The 17,445-nt window shown below is 65.0% G+C and carries 17 protein-coding genes; 9 read left to right on the top strand and 8 right to left on the bottom strand.

Annotated features, from left to right (window positions below):
- The first annotated feature begins 8 nt into the window (after window positions 1-8).
- From CI41S_RS21205 to CI41S_RS21190, 4 genes are read left to right on the top strand one after another with little or no spacing between them, the layout of a single operon-like run.
- Entirely contained in the window at window positions 9-698 is a 690-nt protein-coding gene (locus CI41S_RS21205) for a Fe2+-dependent dioxygenase (RefSeq protein ID WP_139861439.1), read from the top strand.
- 3 nt (window positions 699-701) lie between these two features.
- Window positions 702-1,682 (top strand): tonB-system energizer ExbB, encoded by a 981-nt coding sequence (exbB, locus tag CI41S_RS21200; RefSeq protein ID WP_139861438.1) that lies wholly within the window; start codon window positions 702-704, stop codon window positions 1,680-1,682.
- 3 nt (window positions 1,683-1,685) lie between these two features.
- Window positions 1,686-2,147, top strand: coding sequence for a TonB system transport protein ExbD (exbD, locus tag CI41S_RS21195; protein WP_139482756.1), 462 nt, complete (start codon window positions 1,686-1,688; stop codon window positions 2,145-2,147).
- 12 nt (window positions 2,148-2,159) lie between these two features.
- Entirely contained in the window at window positions 2,160-2,963 is an 804-nt protein-coding gene (locus CI41S_RS21190; RefSeq protein ID WP_139861437.1) for a TonB family protein, read from the top strand.
- A gap of 112 nt (window positions 2,964-3,075) precedes the next feature.
- On the opposite strand, the gene CI41S_RS21185 is transcribed toward CI41S_RS21190, so the two are convergent.
- The 4 genes from CI41S_RS21185 to CI41S_RS21170 form a co-directional block, all read right to left on the bottom strand.
- Entirely contained in the window at window positions 3,076-4,296 is a 1,221-nt protein-coding gene (locus tag CI41S_RS21185) for an ABC transporter substrate-binding protein (protein ID WP_139861436.1), read from the bottom strand.
- A gap of 285 nt (window positions 4,297-4,581) precedes the next feature.
- Window positions 4,582-4,995, bottom strand: a complete 414-nt coding sequence (locus CI41S_RS21180) for a hypothetical protein (RefSeq protein ID WP_172626877.1) — start codon at window positions 4,993-4,995, stop codon at window positions 4,582-4,584.
- 46 nt (window positions 4,996-5,041) lie between these two features.
- Window positions 5,042-5,722, bottom strand: coding sequence for a site-2 protease family protein (locus CI41S_RS21175; protein ID WP_139861435.1), 681 nt, complete (start codon window positions 5,720-5,722; stop codon window positions 5,042-5,044).
- A gap of 70 nt (window positions 5,723-5,792) precedes the next feature.
- Window positions 5,793-6,689 carry a DMT family transporter gene (locus CI41S_RS21170; RefSeq protein ID WP_139861434.1) on the bottom strand — a complete coding sequence of 299 codons (897 nt, stop codon included), beginning with the start codon at window positions 6,687-6,689 and terminating at the stop codon, window positions 5,793-5,795.
- A gap of 89 nt (window positions 6,690-6,778) precedes the next feature.
- Between CI41S_RS21170 and CI41S_RS21165 the strand changes: the two genes are divergently transcribed.
- A complete protein-coding gene (locus CI41S_RS21165) occupies window positions 6,779-7,648 on the top strand; it encodes a LysR substrate-binding domain-containing protein (RefSeq protein WP_139861433.1) in 870 nt (289 codons plus the stop codon).
- Window positions 7,649-7,877: 229 nt separating this feature from the next.
- On the opposite strand, the gene CI41S_RS21160 is transcribed toward CI41S_RS21165, so the two are convergent.
- From CI41S_RS21160 to gntR, 4 genes are all read right to left on the bottom strand, one after another.
- A complete protein-coding gene (locus CI41S_RS21160; protein WP_139482897.1) occupies window positions 7,878-8,624 on the bottom strand; it encodes an SDR family NAD(P)-dependent oxidoreductase in 747 nt (248 codons plus the stop codon).
- A 220-nt stretch (window positions 8,625-8,844) separates the two neighbouring features.
- Window positions 8,845-9,576 carry an SDR family oxidoreductase gene (locus tag CI41S_RS21155; protein WP_139861432.1) on the bottom strand — a complete coding sequence of 244 codons (732 nt, stop codon included), beginning with the start codon at window positions 9,574-9,576 and terminating at the stop codon, window positions 8,845-8,847.
- A 117-nt stretch (window positions 9,577-9,693) separates the two neighbouring features.
- A complete protein-coding gene (locus tag CI41S_RS21150) occupies window positions 9,694-11,544 on the bottom strand; it encodes an IlvD/Edd family dehydratase (RefSeq protein WP_139861431.1) in 1,851 nt (616 codons plus the stop codon).
- A gap of 212 nt (window positions 11,545-11,756) precedes the next feature.
- The gene (gntR, locus tag CI41S_RS21145) at window positions 11,757-12,785 is read right to left on the bottom strand and encodes an HTH-type transcriptional regulator GntR (RefSeq protein ID WP_139861430.1); all 1,029 of its coding nucleotides are present in this window, start codon (window positions 12,783-12,785) and stop codon (window positions 11,757-11,759) included.
- A gap of 206 nt (window positions 12,786-12,991) precedes the next feature.
- Here gntR and CI41S_RS21140 point away from each other — a divergent pair, with 206 nt between their 5' ends.
- From CI41S_RS21140 to CI41S_RS21125, 4 genes are all read left to right on the top strand, one after another.
- Window positions 12,992-14,059, top strand: a complete 1,068-nt coding sequence (locus CI41S_RS21140; RefSeq protein ID WP_139482892.1) for an ABC transporter ATP-binding protein — start codon at window positions 12,992-12,994, stop codon at window positions 14,057-14,059.
- Window positions 14,060-14,134: 75 nt separating this feature from the next.
- Window positions 14,135-15,454, top strand: a complete 1,320-nt coding sequence (locus tag CI41S_RS21135; protein ID WP_139861429.1) for an ABC transporter substrate-binding protein — start codon at window positions 14,135-14,137, stop codon at window positions 15,452-15,454.
- Between the two features lie 106 nt (window positions 15,455-15,560).
- Window positions 15,561-16,520 (top strand): carbohydrate ABC transporter permease, encoded by a 960-nt coding sequence (locus tag CI41S_RS21130; protein WP_139861428.1) that lies wholly within the window; start codon window positions 15,561-15,563, stop codon window positions 16,518-16,520.
- Entirely contained in the window at window positions 16,513-17,436 is a 924-nt protein-coding gene (locus CI41S_RS21125) for a carbohydrate ABC transporter permease (RefSeq protein WP_139861427.1), read from the top strand. The genes CI41S_RS21130 and CI41S_RS21125 overlap by 8 nt, the downstream gene beginning before the upstream one ends.
- The last annotated feature ends 9 nt before the right edge of the window (window positions 17,437-17,445 follow it).

The raw sequence follows: 17,445 nt of genomic DNA, 5'->3' as shown, positions 1-17,445 counted from the left end.
GCGGCGCGATGCTGGTCTGTGTTCCCAATGTGTTGAGCAAGCAGGATGTGGCGGACTTCCGCCGCATCCTGGATGCCAGCGATTGGGAGGACGGCCGCTCGACCGCAGGCGCCGCCTCCGCGCTGGTCAAGCGCAACGAGCAGCTGCCGCCCGACAGCGAGGTCGCCAGGCAGCTCGGCAACCGGGTCCTGTCGGCGCTGTCGGCGAGCCCGCGCTTCATCTCGGCGGCGATCCCGCTTAGAATCTTTCCACCCTTGTTCAACCGCTATGCCGCCAGCGACGGGCACCATTTCGGCCTGCATGTCGACAATGCGGTGCGCGGCGACCGCCTGACCGGGCTGCGGATCCGGACCGACCTCTCGGTCACGCTGTTTTTATCGGAGCCGGAGGACTATGACGGCGGCGAGCTCGTGATCGAGGACCGCTACGGATCCCATGAAATCAAGCTGTCGGCGGGCGATCTCGTGGTTTATCCTGCTTCCAGTTTGCATCTGGTGACGCCGGTCACCCGGGGGACCCGGGTTGCGTCTTTTTTCTGGCTCCAGAGCATGGTACGGGATGCACACGCGCGCAGCCTGATCTTTGATCTCGATACCGCGATCCAGGCCCTGGTGGAACGGCTGGGGCGCGATGACCCCGAAACGGTCAAATTGACCGGCATCTATCACAACCTGATCCGTCACTGGGCTGAAGTGTAAGTAATGAAGACATCCATGCTCCGCGTTGCATCCGCCATGATCGCCTCGCTGGCGATCCTCACGCTCGCCGTGCCGTCATCGGCACAGCAGCCGGCGGCGCCTGCAGCGCAACCTCAGTCGCAGGCGGCACCGGCCCAGTCGCAGCCGCTGGCCCCGCCGGCTGCTGCAGCGCCGCAAGCGCCTGCCGCGGCGGCCGCCGCGCCGACGCCGACCGCGCTGGACGCGTCAACCGCGCCTGCGGGAGGCGAAGGCAAGCTGCTGAAGTCGAGCAGCACCGGCCTGCGCGAATTGTCGCCGTGGAATATGTTCCTGAACGCCGACATCATCGTGAAGGCGGTGATGATTGGCCTCGCCTTCGCCTCGCTGGTCACCTGGACCGTGTTCATCGCGAAGATGATCGAGCTGACCGTGGTGCAGGGCAAGCTGCGCCGCGCGCTGGCCAAGATCGGTGAATCCCGCTCGCTCGCCGAGGCGCAGTTCGCGCTAGGCGCCAAGGGCAGCGTGCTGTCGTCGTTCATCGCCGCCGCGATGCGCGAGGGCCGGCTGTCGGCCGGGATCTCCAGCGACAGCGGCATCAAGGAACGTGCGGCCTCGAGCTTCGCCGAAATCGCGCACGCCGAGGCGCGCCGCATCCGCGTCGGCATGGGTCTGCTTGCGACGATCGGCGCAACTTCGCCCTTCGTCGGCCTGTTCGGCACGGTCTGGGGCATCATGAACAGCTTCATCGGCATCTCGAAGTCGCAGACCACGAACCTTGCCGTGGTCGCGCCCGGCATCGCCGAAGCGCTGCTCGCCACCGCGATCGGCCTCGTCGCGGCGATCCCCGCGGTGATCATCTACAACCACTTCTCGCGCGTGACGAAGGGCTATCTCGAGCTGGTCGGCCGCGCCTCGGGCGCTGCGGGACGGCTGTTGTCGCGCGATCTCGACCGGACCCATGGCGGCGACGTTTCGCATGGCGCACGCGCCGCAGCGGCGGAGTAGGCGATGGCGGTCTCGATCTCCGAGAACGATGGCGACGACGACTTTGCGGAGTCGCACGAGATCAACGTCACGCCGTTCATCGACGTGATGCTGGTGCTCTTGATCATCTTCATGGTGGCGGCGCCGCTCTCGACCGTCGACCTGCCGATCGATCTGCCGACCTCCAGCTCGACGCCGCAGAAGAAGCCGGACAAGCCGACCTACCTCAGCATCAAGCCGGATCTGACCTTGGCGATCGGCGAGAACGCGGTGAAGCGCACCGATCTGATCAATTCGCTCGATGCGATGCCGGACATGGGTCGCGACAAGTACCTTTTCCTGCGTGCCGATCGGGTCGTGCCCTATGGCGAGCTGATGGGCGTAATGGAGCTGTTGCGCGCGGGCGGCTACACCAAGGTGAAGCTGGTGACGCTCGAGGGGGTCCCCGGCGCACCCGCGGCGCCGGCGCAACCGGCCAAACCTTGAGGGCGGACGGCGATGTCTGATCCCGCTCTCGATCTGCGCACGTCAAAGTCGCTCTGGATCATGGCGGCCGTGGTTGCGGTCGGGCTGCATCTGGGCGGCGCGGCGCTGGCGCTGGCGAATTTGCGCGGCGACGACGGTGACGAAGGGCTCGGCGCCGCCGGCGCGGAATACGCCGTCGAATTGGCGACCGCGACCATGGACGATGAGGTGGCGCCGCCCGCGCCTGTCGCTTCCGACGAGCATCAGGCCGTCCAGGAGATGACGCAGCAGAAGGCGGAGGTGAAGGACACCGATCTGCCCCAGGCGCAGCCGCAGCAGACCGAGGACCCCGATCGCATCGTCACCGAGGACAACAACAAGAAGAAGGAGAAGGAGGACGAGGCCAAGGTCGCCAAGGTCGAGACCAACGCCCAGGAAGCTCAGCAGGCCTCAGAGGCGGCTGCGCCTACCAAGCTCGAGGAGGCCACCCGTCAGTCCGAGACCACCAAGGCGCCCAATCCCGGCATCGGCAAGGACAAGCTGGCTCTGACCGCGAAATGGGGCAAGAAGATCAGCGCCTATCTCGACCTGCACAAGAAATTCCCGGAGACCAGCAACAAGGCCAAGTCGGCCAAGGTGAAGATCGCCCTGGTGCTCAACCGCGTCGGCAAGGTGCTGTCGGTTGCCGTGATGGAATCCTCCGGCGATGCGCTCTACGACGACGCGGCGATCTCGATGGTGCACCGCTCCGATCCGGTCCCGGCGCCTCCGGCCGATCTGACCGAAGATCAGTTCTCCTTCAGCCTCGACGTCAACTTCAACAAGTCGAAGAAGTAGCGCGAGCGAAGGATCGGTCGTTGCGTAGGGCGGGTTAGCGGCAGCGTAACCCGCCATTCTTTTGCGACGAGCGGCGGATTACGCTTTCGCTAATCCGCTTTACGCGAGGTACTCAGGTCTTCTTCACCAGCGGGCAGACGCTCTTCTCCAGCGGCAGGAAGGCTTCGTCGGCCGGGATGGTGGCGACCAGCCGGTAATAGTCCCACGGATATTTCGATTCAGACGGCTTCTTCACCTCGAACAGATAGGCCGGATGAATCTTGCGGCCGTCGACGCGGATCGAGCCCTTGCCGAACAGGGGATCGTCGGTCGGCAGCTCCTTCATCTTGGCGACCACGGCACGGCCGTCATGCGGATTGCTGCCGAGCGCCTCCAGCGCCTTGAAGTAATGGATCAGCGACGAATAGACCCCGGCCTGCACCATGGTCGGCGGGTTTTTCTTGAACCGCTCCATGAAGCGCTTCGAGAAGGCGCGGGTCTCGTCGTTCAGGTCCCAGTAGAACGTCTCGGTGAAGTTGAGGCCCTGCGCGACGTTGAGCCCGAGCGCGTTGACGTCGGTCAGGAACATCAGCATGCCCGCGAGCTTCTGGCCGCCCGCGACGATGCCGAATTCGGCGGCCTGCTTGATCGCGTTGGTGGTGTCGCCGCCGGCATTGGCGAGCCCGACGATCTTGGCCTTCGAGCTCTGCGCCTGCAGCAGGAAGGAGGAGAAGTCGGCGTTGTTGAGCGGATGCTTGACGCTGCCGAGCACCTTGCCGCCGTTCGCGGTGACGACCGCTGCGGTGTCGCGCTCCAGCGCCTGGCCGAACGCATAGTCCGCGGTGAGGAAGAACCAGGTGTCGCCGCCGGATTTCACCAGCGCCTTGCCGGTGCCGTTGGCGAGCATGTAGGTGTCGTAGACCCAGTGCACGGTGTTCGGCGAGCACTGCGCGCCGGTGAGGTCGGAGGAGGCCGAGCCGGAGTTCAGATTGACGACGTTCTTCTCCTTGGCGAGGTTGGCGATCGCAAGCCCAACGCCGGAGCTTGCGAGATCGACGAACACGTCGACCTTCTCGACGTCGATCCATTGCTTGCCGATGTTGACGCCGACGTCGGGCTTGTTCTGGTGATCGGCCGCGATGACGTCGATCTTCCAGCCCTTCTTGAGCAGCCCGGAATCCTCGATCGCCATCTGCGCTGCGACCGTCGAGCCGGGGCCGCCGATGTCCTGGTAAAGCCCGGACTGGTCGCCGAGGCTGCCGACCCGGACCGTCTTGTCCATGGTCTGCGCCAGCGCGCCGCCTGCGAGCGCCAGGCTCGTGGTCACGACAACGGCTGCGATAGAACGCTTCATGTCTCCTCCAGTATGATTTTGTTTTTTGAGGCCCGCAGTATGCCCGGCAACGGCGATGCCGCCTAGGCGGGCGCGGGCGGCGGTCCGAAGGTCGTATATTCCGGGACGCGGGCGCTTGATGGTGGCGACGCTATCTGACCCGTCACCCTGAGGTGGCCGCTTCTTCAGCGGCCCTCGAAGGGTCGACGGCCCGGCTGGTGGCCGTGCATCCTTCGAGGCTCGCCGAAGAGGCTCGCACCTCAGGATGACGGGTTGAACGAGTGCAGATTTCGATTGGAGAAGCGGCTACTTCCAGTAGTAGCGGATCGCGACGTAGACCACGACGAGGCAGGCGAAGATCAGCATCACCGGGAGCGGACGCTTGGCGTTCGGGTCGGACGTGCCGGCCTTCGGCTTGGCGGGGAGGCGGCGGAACGCGGTGACGTTGCCGCTGTCGGCGGCGACCGGCTCGCGCGAGCGGGCGGGAACCTCCGGCGCTTTGCCGGCGCCGCCCATCTCGGCGTAGTAGCTGCGGTACATCAGCTGGATGGTCGCCTCGCCGGCGTCGGCGTCGCCCATCTGTTCCAGCAGCTTCTTGTAGCTGGCGAGGAAGTTCTGCGCCTCGGGCGGCAAGGCGGAGGCGCCGTTCAGCTTGGCCATCATCTTCCAGGTGGCAAAATCGGCCCGCGCGCGGGTATCGGCGCGGCGCGCAATCAGCATATCTGCAGCTTTGATCACCATGGCTTCAAGCGTTCCCGCGCCCAGACTATGTGTTTCCGGTTATGAGGAGAAGGGCCTGGATCACATATCCGGTCAGTGTCCGCAGTATCGCCGAAATAACATCAAGATTTAGGCCGAGCTGAGCGCCCAGGATCGGTAGCAGGATCAACAGCCCGATCAGGATCAGGAGGCCGTACGGCTCCAGCCGGGACAGCGGATAGGCCAGCGGGCGCGGCAAAAGCCCGACCGCGACCCGGCCGCCGTCCAGCGGCGGGATCGGCATCATGTTGAAGATCGCGAGCACGATGTTGATCAGGAACGCGTTTTTCAGATTGTCGAGGGTCCATTGCGCGGCATTGGCTGGCACGAATGGCAGCGCGTGGAATGCCAGCGCCGCCGCGGTCGCCAGGATGATGTTGGTGGCGGGGCCGGCCAGCGCGACCCACACCATGTCGAGCCGGGGATGCTTGAGGTTGCGAAAATTCGCCGGGACCGGTTTGGCGTAGCCGAACAGGAACGGCGAATGCGCGAGCAACAGCACGCCCGGAAGAATGATCGTGCCGAACGGGTCGATGTGCTTGAACGGGTTGAAGCTGACGCGGCCGAGCTGCCAGGCGGTGTTGTCGCCGAGCCGGTGCGCGACAAAGCCGTGTGCGGCCTCGTGAAAGGTGATGGCGATGATGACCGGCAGCACCCAGACCGAGACGTCATAAAGTGAGATGTTCAATGCGTGCCGCCCCTGGTTCGTCCCGGATTGGGATCATTCCGGATCGGACCGTCAGGCTAGCACGAAATTGCTAAGGTCTTTGCCAATCCAGCATCGGGCGCGGCTGGGTGGTGGCGATCCAGATGCCGGCGAAGACGGTGACGATGCCGGCCATCAGATTCCAGCGCAGCGGCTCGCCGAGCAGGGCGGCGCCGACCAGCGCTGCCGCGATCGGATTGACGGTGACCGAGATCGCCACCCGCGTCGGCGTGGTCCGCTCCAGCGCGAACGCCCAGAGGTAGAAGGTCAGCGCCGCGCCGAAGGCGCCGAGATAGATCGCGCCGAACCATTGCGCCGCGCCGAAATCCGCGACCGGCGTAAAGCTGCCGCGCAGCAGCGAGCCGATGATCAGCACCGCGCCGCCAGCCGCCATCGCCAGCGTGGTGAACGGGATCGGGCCGGAGCGGCGGATGTAGGGCCTTGACCAGATGCTGTAGAGCGCCATGCACAGCGCGGCCGCCACCATCAGCAGGTCGCCACGCCAGGCGCCCGGCGGCGCCGCAGCGAGGCCGGAGAGCAGGGCCATCGCGACGCCCAAAATCGTGACCAGCACGCCGGTGGTCTTGCGCGCCGTTAGCGGCTCGACGCCGAGCGCGGCGCCGACCAGCATCGTGAGCAGCGGCAGCGTCGACAGCGCCAGCGCCCCGCGCGCTGCCGTGGTGAAGATCAGCGACGCATTGAACAGGATCGGAAACGCCGCAAAGAACAACAGGCCGAGGCCGGCGACAGCGGGCCAGTCGCGACGCGGCGGCCAGCTGCGAAGCTGCAGCAAGGCCAGCGGCAGCAGCAGCACGACGCCGATGCCGAACCGGAACGAGCCGATCGCCAGCGGATCGATGGCGCCGACCAGAAACCGCGTCGCCCCGATCGAGGTGCCGCCGAGCGCGCTCGACAGCACGGCCGCCGCCACTCCCCAGATCTCGCCCATCCCGTTCCCCTTGTTTCGCTTGCGCAATCTAGGGAGCGGGGGATAATCAAGGAATGGAATATCCTTGATAGACAAGATCACGGTTCATTATGAATGCGCCTGTCCTCGACCCCGACCTGCTGCGCGCCTTCGTCGCCGTGGCGGACCATCGCTCCTTCACCCGCGCCGCCGCGGCGCTGAACCGCACGCAATCGGCGATCAGCATGCAGGTCAAGCGGCTGGAGGAGCGGCTGCAGACCGAGCTGTTTCACCGCAGCACAACCAATGTCGATCTCAGCGCCGCGGGCGAGGGGCTGATCGGCTATGCCCGGCGTATCCTCAGCCTCAACGAAGAGGCGGTCGGGCGGGTGCGCGCCCACGGCATGGACGGGCGGGTGCGCCTCGGCGTGATGGACGATTATGGGACCTTGATTGTCCCACCGCTGCTGGCGAGCTTTGTCGCCAACTATCCGCTGGTCCATGTCGAGATGGAGACCGGGCTGACGTCGACGATGACCGACCGGCTCGGCGAGGCCTACGACCTCGTGATCGCGATGCATCCGGAAGGGCGCGGCGAGGGCGAACTGCTGCGCACCGAGCAGGCGGTGTGGGCGGCGAGCGCGGAGCATCGCGTCGAGCAGATCGATCCGCTGCCGGTCGCGCTCTATCCGCAGGGCTGCCTGTTCCGGAGCTGGGCGATGCAGGCGCTGGACGAGGCGAAGCGGCCGTGGCGGCTCGCCTTCGTCAGCCACAGCCTGTCCGCGGTCGAGGCGATCGCGGCGCAGGGGCTCGCGGTGACCGTGGTCAAGTCAGGCACGTTCCCGCCGGCGCTGCGGCGTCTGACCGCGCGCGACGGCATGCCGCGGCTGTCGCGCGCCGAGATCCGCCTGCATCGCGCGCCCAACCTGACGCGCGCTGCGTCGCTGCTGGCCGATCATCTGGTGATGGCGTTGCGCCAGCCGGACAGGCGGGGGCGTTAGAGCGTGACGAGATTAGATTGAATTGGCGGCCGCAAAGCCGGTGTGCTCCCTCTCCCGCTTGCGGGGGAGGGCTGGGGTGGGGGTATCACAGCGAATCCTATCGTGGAGAGAGCCCCCACCCGCCGCGCTCTGGCGCGCAAGCGCGCTGCCGAGCGCGTCGGCCTCCCCCGCAAGCGGGAGAGGCGAAACGAGTTCGCGGCCATGCCGCTGCAACCAAAATCAGCCGGCGCTAGTACGTCGCGCGGCCGCCGGAGATGTCGAACACCGCGCCGGTGGAGAACGCGCAGTCCTGCGACGCCAGCCAGGCCACCATCGATGCCAGCTCCTCGACCAGCACGAAGCGGCCCTTCGGAATCTTCGACAGCATGAAGTCGATATGCGCTTGCGTCATCTGGTCGAAGATCGCGGTCTTCGCGGCGGCCGGCGTCACCGCATTGACCAGGATGTCGTGCTGCGCGAGCTCCTTGCCGAGCGATTTGGTCAGCGCGATCAGGCCGGCCTTCGACGACGAGTAATGCGCGGCGTTCGGATTGCCTTCCTTGCCGGCGATCGAGGCGATGTTGACGATGCGGCCGTATTTCTGGCCGATCATCACGGGCACGATCGCCTTGCAGCAGATGAAGGGCCCCTCGAGGTTGATGCGCATCACCCTGCGCCAGTCCTCGAGCTCGGTTTCCCACACCGGCTTGTTGGCGCCGGTGATGCCGGCATTGTTGACCAGGATATCGATCTTGCCGAACTCGCGCAGCGTCTGGTCGCGCGCGGCGTCGACGGCGGCGGGATCGGTGACGTCGGTCTTGATCGCGATCACGTTCTCGCCGATGGCCTGCGCAGTTTTCGCCGCCAGCGGCTGGTCGAAGTCCCAGATCGCGACCCTGGCGCCGGAAGCGACGAAGCGCTCGGTGATGGCGCGGCCAAAGCCTTGCGCGCCTCCGGTGACGACGGCGCAGCGGCCGTTGAGATCGATCTTGTTCATTGGTGTTATCCTTTGACGTTCCCTCGGTGCCGCCGCACGGACGTTCCCTCGCCCCGCTCTCTTGTCCGCCGAAGCCCGCCTTCGGGCGAAGGCGGATGCGGGGAGAGGGTTGGGGTGAGGGGCTGTCTCCGCATGCGCCTGCGGAGGTATTGTGCCTTGCCCTCACCCGGAAGCTGCGCTTCCGACCTCTCCCCGCAAAGAGCGGGGAGAGGTTTAAAGATCAGAGCATGAAGCCGCCGTCGACGACCATGTCGACGCCGGTGGTGAACGCGGCTTCGTCGCTCGCGAGATAGACCGCCATCGCCGCGATCTCTTCCGCCGTGCCGAGCCGGCCCATCTTCTGGCGGGCGACGAATTTCTCGCGTCCGTCGGGACCGGCGGCGGCCGCGCGCTCGAGCATCGACGGCGTTTCCACGGTGCCGGGGCAGATCGCGTTGCAGCGGATGCCCTGGGTGATGAAGTCGAGCGCGACCGCCCGCGTGAGCAGCGACACCGCAGCCTTCGACGCGCTGTAGGCGTAGCGGTTGGCCGGCGGCCGCAGCGCCGCGCAGGACGAGATGTTGACGATGCTGCCGCCGCCGCCGGCCAGCATCGCCGGCAGGAACGCCTTGATGGTCCGGTGCATCGACTTGACGTTGAGATCGAACGAGAAATCCCAGTCGTCCTCCGAACACTCCAAAATGGTGCCGTGGTGCACGAAGCCCGCCGCGTTGAGCAGGATGTCGATCTTGCCGACACGCTGGGCAAAGGCGTTGACGTCGGCGGTGTTGCGAACGTCGAGCCGCGCCGTCTCGGCAATGCCTTCCTTGTTGAGGTTGGCGATGCCGCTTTCATTGATGTCGGTGGCGATGACAGTGGCGCCCTCGCGCGCGAATGCGATGGCGCAGGCGCGCCCGATGCCCGCTGCAGCTGCGGTGACGACGGCACGTTTGCCCTTCAGGCGGTCTGACATGCGTTGCTTCCTTCTCTTGTCGGTCATTCCGGGGCGCGCACAGCGCGAACCCGGAATCTCGAGATTCCGGGTCTGGTGCTGGCGCACCATCCCGGAATGACGGGGATGGGTACGGTGCTAGTGATTATCCCGGGCAACGCCGACCTTGCCGGCGATGTCGTGGTAGCGCGTGGCGAGTTCGAGACAGGCGCCGGTGGCGTGCTGGCCGACGGTCTGGCGGTAAAGCTCCTGCCACGGCGTCTGGTTGGCCGGATGCGGGAAGCCGCCCTTGGCCTTCAGCTCGGCGCGGCGGGTGCGCAGCTCATCTTCCGAGATCATGATGTTGGCGCTGCCCTTGTTGAGGTCGATGCGCACCTTGTCGCCGCTCCTGAGAATCGCGAGCCCGCCATCGGCGGCGGCTTCCGGCGAGGCGTTGAGGATCGACGGCGAGCCCGAGGTGCCGGACTGCCTGCCGTCGCCGATGCAGGGCAGGGACAGGATGCCGCGTTTGATCAGTGCCGCCGGCGGCTGCATGTTCACGACCTCGGCGCCGCCGGGATAGCCGACCGGGCCGGTGCCGCGGATGAACAGGATGCAGTGCTCGTCAATGCCGAGCGCCGGATCCTCGATCCTGTCGTGATAATCCTCCGGACCCTCGAACACGACGGCGCGGCCCTCGAAGGCGTTGAGGTCGTTCGGGTTGGAGAGGTAGCGGTCGCGGAATTCCTTAGAGATCACGCTGGTCTTCATGATCGCGGAATCGAACAGATTGCCGCGCAGCACGATGAAGCCGGCGTCCTTCACCAGCGGCTTGTCGTAGCTCCAGATCACCTCGCCGTCGGGCGTCGGCGCTTCCTTGCAGTTCTCGCCCATGGTGCGGCCGTTGACGGTCAGCGCGCCTTCATGGATGCGCTTGTGCTTGATCAGCTCGCGCACCACCGAGGGCACGCCGCCGGCGCGGTGATATTCCTCGCCGAGATAGAAGCCGGCCGGCTGCATGTTCACCAGGAGCGGCACGTCGTGGCCGTATTTCTGCCAGTCGTCGATCGACAGTTCGACGCCGACATGGCGCGCCAGCGCGTTGATGTGGATCGGCGCATTGGTCGAGCCGCCGATCGCGGAATTGACCACGATGCAGTTCTCGAACGCCTGGCGGGTCAGGAAATCCGACGGCTTCAAATCTTCCCAGACCATGTCGACGATGCGCTTGCCGGTCTCGTAGGCGATCTGGCCGCGCTCGCGATAGGGCGCCGGGATCGCCGCGCAGCCCGGCAGCGAGAAGCCGAGCGCCTCCGCCAGCGAGTTCATGGTCGAGGCGGTGCCCATGGTGTTGCAATGGCCGACCGACGGTGCCGAGGAGGCGACGATCTCGATGAACTGCTCATAGTCGATCTCGCCGGCGGCGAGGCGCTCGCGCGCCTTCCATACCACGGTGCCGGAGCCGGTGCGCTGGCCTTCGTGCCAGCCATTCAGCATCGGCCCGCCCGACAGCACGATCGCCGGCAGGTTGACGGTCGCCGCCGCCATCATGCAGGCCGGCGTGGTCTTGTCGCAGCCGGTGGTCAGCACCACGCCGTCGAGCGGATAGCCGAACAGGATCTCGACCAGGCCGAGATAGGCGAGGTTGCGGTCAAGCGCCGCGGTCGGGCGCTTGCCGGTTTCCTGGATCGGATGCGTGGGGAATTCCATCGCGATGCCGCCGGCGGCGCGAATGCCTTCGCGAACCCGGTGCGCGAGCTCGAGGTGATGGCGGTTGCAGGGCGACAGGTCGTTGCCGGTCTGGGCGATGCCGATGATCGGCTTGCCCGACTGCAGTTCCTCCCGGGTCAGGCCGTAATTCAGATAACGCTCGAGATAGAGCGCGGTCATGCCGGGGTTGTGCGGGTTGTCGAACCATTCCTGGGAGCGGAGCCTGCGGCCCTTTCCTGTTCCCTGGCCCTTGCCGTTGGTCTTGCCGGCGCTGTGCCCGTTGGTGTGGGGTTCTGTCATTGGTTTCTCCCGCAATGCAAACTTGCTTGGGCCCGTTCAAGGGCTCTGATTTCCACGCTGTCTCTACCTTGCGCAAATCGCCGCGCATTACAAACCCGCTCGATCACGCACAGGTGTCTCGCCGGCTGAATTGGACCTTAGTTGAACAGTTTTGGTTGCGCTATCATTTTGTCATTTTCGTTCGGATGTGACGGGCATTTGTCGCCTTGATGTCAGTTGCGCCGGGTCGAGCTTTGCCGTTCCATGACACTGAAGCCGAGATCGACCACCGGCTCGGTCGGACGGCGTCCGTCCAGCGTCTCCAGCACCATCATGGCAGCGTTCCTGCCCATTTCGTAGCGGTTGGTGCGCACGCTGCTCAGCGTCGGCTCGCTCGACGCCATGAATTCGAGGTCGTTGAAGCCGACGATCGCCATCTGCTCCGGCACAGCCATGTGCCGGCGCTTGCATTCGAACAGCGCACCGAGCGCGAGGTCGTCATTGACGCAGAACACGGCGTCGATGTCGGGCGCCTTGGCAAGCAGGTCGGCGAACAACGTGCCGCCCAGCGTCACCGAGGTGGGGATCGCCGTCGTGACAATCAGCCGCAGATCGAACAGCCCGGCCTCGGTCATGGCGAAGCGATAGCCGTCGAGCCGCCGTTGCACCCGCGGGTCCATCCGTGCGCCGAGGAAGCCGATCCGCCGGTAGCCCTGCGCGAGCAGGTGCGAAATGGCGGCTTTTGCCGCGTCGAAATGCGAGAATCCGATCATCATGTCGACCGGCGAGGGACCGATCTCCATGATCTGGACGATCGGGCAATCGACCGTCTCCATGATGCTGCGGGAATCCGGCGTCTGGTTGATGCCGGTGACGATCAGTCCGGCCGGCTTCTGTGCCAGAAACAGCCGCAGCAGGCGCTCTTCCAGCAAGATGCTGTAGCGGGTGTTGGCCAGCTGGATGCTGTAGCGGCTGCCGTCGAGCGCGTCATAGATGCCGCGCAGCACGTCGGCGAACACGTTGTTGGTCAGCGACGGGATCAGGACACCGATCACCTCGGTACGCTGCGAGGCGAGCGCCCGCGCGGCGAGGTTGGGGACGTAGCCGAGCTCCTTTGCCGCACTTTCGACCCGCGCGCGCTTGCCGACCGAGAGCGCCTCGGGATTCCTGAAGAAGCGCGAGGCGGTGATGGGGCTGACGCCGGCGAGTTTTGCAACTTCGGTGAGCCGGATCTTGCCTGGCGTGATGCGCTTTCGGGCCATTTGCCGCTCATATCACAGGCGCCGCGGCGGACAAAGAATTATTGACAGCGCTACCAAACGGTTGCTAATCGAACGATTGCCAAAACCGAATAAACTGCGGACAATAACAGCAGTCCAACAGCGCCGCGTGCCCAGCGCGGCCGGAACAAAACAGAGCGGTTGCGGCATCAGTCGTATGCCGCCGGGAACTCGAGGGAGGGAAGTGGATGTCGTCGGTCCAGATTCGCGACGTGCGGAAATCGTTCGGCAATTTTGAAGTCCTGCACGGCGTGACGATCCCGATCGAGGATGGCGAGTTCGTCGTCCTGGTCGGCCCCTCCGGCTGCGGCAAGTCGACCTTGCTGCGCATGCTGGCAGGGCTGGAGAACATCACCTCGGGCACGATCTCGATCGGCGACCGCGTCGTCAACAATGTCCAGCCCAAAGAGCGCGACATTGCGATGGTGTTCCAGAACTACGCGCTCTATCCGCACATGACGGTTGCCGACAATATGGGCTTCTCGCTGAAGCTGCGCGGCGCCAAGTCCGAGGAAATCTCGACCGGCGTCAAGCGCGCCGCGGAAATCCTCGCGCTGACCCCGCTGCTCGACCGCTATCCGCGGCAGCTCTCCGGCGGCCAGCGCCAGCGCGTCGCGATGGGCCGCGCCATCGTACGCGATCCCCAGGTGTTCCTGTTCGACGAGCCGCTCTCCAACCTCGACGCCAAGCTGCGCGTTGCGATGCGCACCGAGATCAAGGAACTGCATCAGCGGCTGCGCACCACCACCGTCTACGTGACCCACGACCAGATCGAGGCCATGACCATGGCCGACAAGATCGTGGTGATGCATGACGGCATCGTCGAGCAGATGGGCTCGCCGCTCGAGCTCTACGACAAGCCGGAGAACCAGTTCGTCGCCGGCTTCATCGGCTCACCGGCGATGAATTTCCTGAAGGGCCAGGTCAAGGTCAACGGCTCCGCCTTCTTCGAGGGACCGAACGGCGTCAAGCTGCCGCTGGCATCGGCGCCGGCCAATTCCGACGGCAAGCCCGCGGTCTATGGCGTGCGTCCGGAGCATTTCACCATCGCCGATGACGGCGCCGAGGCGGAGATCGTCGTGGTCGAGCCGACCGGCTCGGAGACCCAGGTGTTCGCCAAGCTCGGCGGCGAGCAGGTCGTCGCCGTGTTCCGCGAACGGCATTTGTTCAACCCCGGCGACAAGGTTCGGCTGAAGCCGGATCCGTCGCTGGTTCATCTTTTCGACGACTCGACGGGGAAGCGACTTAACAGCTGATGGATTGACGGCTGCAACGGCTGACCAACAAGCCGGGCTCAACAATAATAAAAATCATTCATAGGAGGAAGGACGATGCACGATTTGACTCGCCGCTCGCTGCTTCAGGGCGGCACTGCGCTGGCTGCAACCGGCATGCTTACCGGGCCGGCGCTGCTTGATTTCGCCAAGGCCTGGGCGCAGAGCGCGCCCTGGAAGGCCGAGCCCGGCGCCAAGCTCACCGTGATGCGCTGGAAGCGCTTCGTGCCGGCGGAAGACGACGCTTTCAATGCGATGGTCGCGGCGTTCAAGACGGCGACCGGCACCGAGATGAACGTGTTCAGCGAGTCCTTCGAGGACGTGCAGCCGAAGGCGTCGGTCGCCGCGAACACCGGCTCGGGCCTCGACCTCGCCTGGGGCCTGCACACGCTGCCGCAGCTGTTCCCGACCAAGGTTCTCAAGCTGAACGACGTTGCCGATTATCTCGGCAACAAGTATGGCGGCTGGACCGAGGCCGCGGCCAAGACCTGCAAGCAGGGCAATGACTGGCTCGGCATCCCCGTCGCCACCGTCGGCGGCTATCTGACCTACCGCAAGTCGGCGGTGGAGAAGGCCGGCTTCAAGCAGGTGCCGTCGGACTTCCCGGCCTATCTCGAGCTCTGCAAGGCGCTCAAGAAGAACAACACGCCGGCCGGCTTCGCGCTCGGCCACGCCACCGGCGACGCCAACGCCTGGGTGCACAACATCCTCTGGGGCCACAACGCCTGGACCGTCGACAAGGATGACAAGGTCATCATCAACTCACCGGAGACGATGAAGGCGCTGGACTACGCCAAGCAGCTGTCGGAGACCTTCATTCCGGGTGTCGCATCCTGGAACGACTCCTCCAACAACAAGGCCTTCCTGTCCGGCGAACTGTTCCTGACTTCGAACGGCATCTCGATCTATGTCGCCGCCAAGGACGATCCGAGCAAGAAGGAGCTCGCCGAGGACATCGGCCACGCGCTGTGGCCGGTCGGGCCGATCGGCAAGCCGACCGAACTGCAGCTCGCGGTGCCGATCCTGGCCTTCAACTTCTGCAAATATCCGAATGCGGCAAAGGCCTTCATCGCCTTCATGCTGGAGAAGGAAAACTTCGAGAAGTGGCTGTCGGGCGCGCGGGGCTATCTGACCCAGACGCTGAACGCCTACGACTCGGCGCCGGTCTGGACCGCCGATCCGAACAACGCCGTGTTCGGCCAGGCCTCCAAGCGCGCGCTGCCGGCCTCCGGCATCGGCACGCCCGGCGAGAAGGCGGCGACCGCGATCGCCGACTTCATCGTGGTCGACATGTTCGCGAACTACTGCACCGGCGCCAAGGACGGCAAGGCCGCGATGGCCGAGGCCGAGCGGCAGCTGAAGCGCATCTATCGCTGATGTGATCGGCGCGGGCGGCAACCGCCGCCCGCGCCTGATCATTGGAATGCCATCATTGGACTCTTGCGTAGTCATGCTCATCACATGAGCAATAGGGACATCGCCTATGGCTGACATCGCCCTTGCGCCGCGCCGCGCGAAGACCGAAATCCGCGAAGCGACCGCCTGGGAGCAGCTGCGCCACAACAGGAACTGGCTCGGCTTCTGGTTCATGCTGCCGGCGATGGCGTTCCTGATCTTCTTCCTGGCCTATCCGCTCGGGCTCGGGATCTGGCTGTCGTTCACCGACACCAGGATCGGCCGGGTCGGTCACTTCGTCGGCAGCGAGAACTATGAATGGCTGTGGGACGACGCCATCTTCTGGCTGTCGGTGTTCAACACGCTGATCTACACCTTCATCGCCAGCGCGGTGAAATTCGCGATCGGGCTCTATCTGGCGCTGCTGCTCAATGAGCGCATGCCGTTCAAGGCGCTGCTGCGCGCCGCGGTGCTGATCCCGTTCATCGTGCCGACCGTGCTGTCGGCGCTGGCGTTCTGGTGGATCTTCGATTCCCAGTTCTCGATCATCTCGTGGTCGCTGAAGCATCTCGGCCTGATCACCCAGAACATCAACTTCCTGGGCGACACCACCTGGGCCCGGATCTGCGTGATCTTTGCCAACATCTGGCGCGGCGTGCCGTTCGTCGCGATCACGCTGCTGGCGGGCCTGCAGACCGTGCAGCCCTCGCTCTATGAGGCGGCGACGCTCGACGGCGCGACGCGCTGGCAGATGTTCCGCTACATCACCTATCCGTTGCTGACGCCGATCATCGCCGTGGTGATGACCTTCTCGGTGCTGTTTACCTTCACCGACTTCCAGCTGATCTGGGCGATGACCCGCGGCGGCCCGGTCAACGCCACCCATCTGATGGCGACGCTGTCCTACCAGCGCGCGATCATCGCCGGACAATTGGGCGAGGGCGCCGCGATCTCGAGCGCGATGATCCCGTTCCTGCTCGCCGCGATCATGGTGTCCTGGTTCGGTCTGCAGCGCCGCAAGTGGCAGCAGGGAGAAAGCAATGACTGATCTTCCTGCACAGAAGGTCGACCTCAAGTCCATCCTGTCGACGTCGGCCCGCGTCGACAACAGCGAGGGCATGAGCTACCTGCAGTCGGTGCCGCGGCGGATCGTGACGCTCTATCTGCCGCTCTCGATCATCGTCGTGATCCTGCTGTTCCCGTTCTACTGGATGGCGCTGACCGCCATCAAACCGGACGAGCAACTGCTCGATCTCGAAAAATTCAATCCGTTCTGGACCTGGAGTCCGACCTTCAAGCACATCCACAAGCTGCTGTTCGAGAGCTACTATCCGCACTGGCTCTGGAACACGATGTATGTGGCGATCGGCGCCACCGTGCTGTCGATCATCGCCAGCGTGCTCGCGGCTTATGCGATCGTGCGGCTGCGCTACAAGGGTGCCAATCTGGTCGGCGGCCTGATCTTCCTGGCGTACCTCGTGCCGCCTTCGATCCTGTTCATTCCGCTGGCAACCGTCGTGTTCCAGTACGGCCTGTTCGATTCGCCCTTGGCGCTGATCCTGACCTATCCGACCATCCTGATCCCGTTCTCGACCTGGTTGTTGATGGGCTATTTCAAGACCATCCCGTTCGAGCTCGAGGAATGCGCGCTGATCGACGGCGCCAGCCGCTGGCAGATCCTGATCAAGATCGTGCTGCCGCTCGCTGTGCCCGGCCTGATCTCGGCCTTCATCTTCTGCTTCACGCTGTGCTGGAACGAGTTCATCTACGCGCTGACGTTCCTGCAATCGACCCCGAACAAGACGGTGCCGGTCGCCATCGTCAACGAATTCGTTGACGGCGACATCTATCGCTGGGGTTCGCTGATGGCAGGGGCGCTATGCGGCTCGCTGCCGCTGGTTATTCTTTACGCCTTCTTCGTTGAGCATTATGTCTCGGCGATGACCGGCGCCGTGAAGGAATGAGCGCACAAG

It is taken from the genome of Bradyrhizobium ivorense, from assembly GCF_900696085.1.
Classification (GTDB): Bacteria; Pseudomonadota; Alphaproteobacteria; order Rhizobiales; family Xanthobacteraceae; genus Bradyrhizobium; species Bradyrhizobium ivorense.
This window is presented reverse-complemented; position numbering and strand designations above follow the sequence as displayed.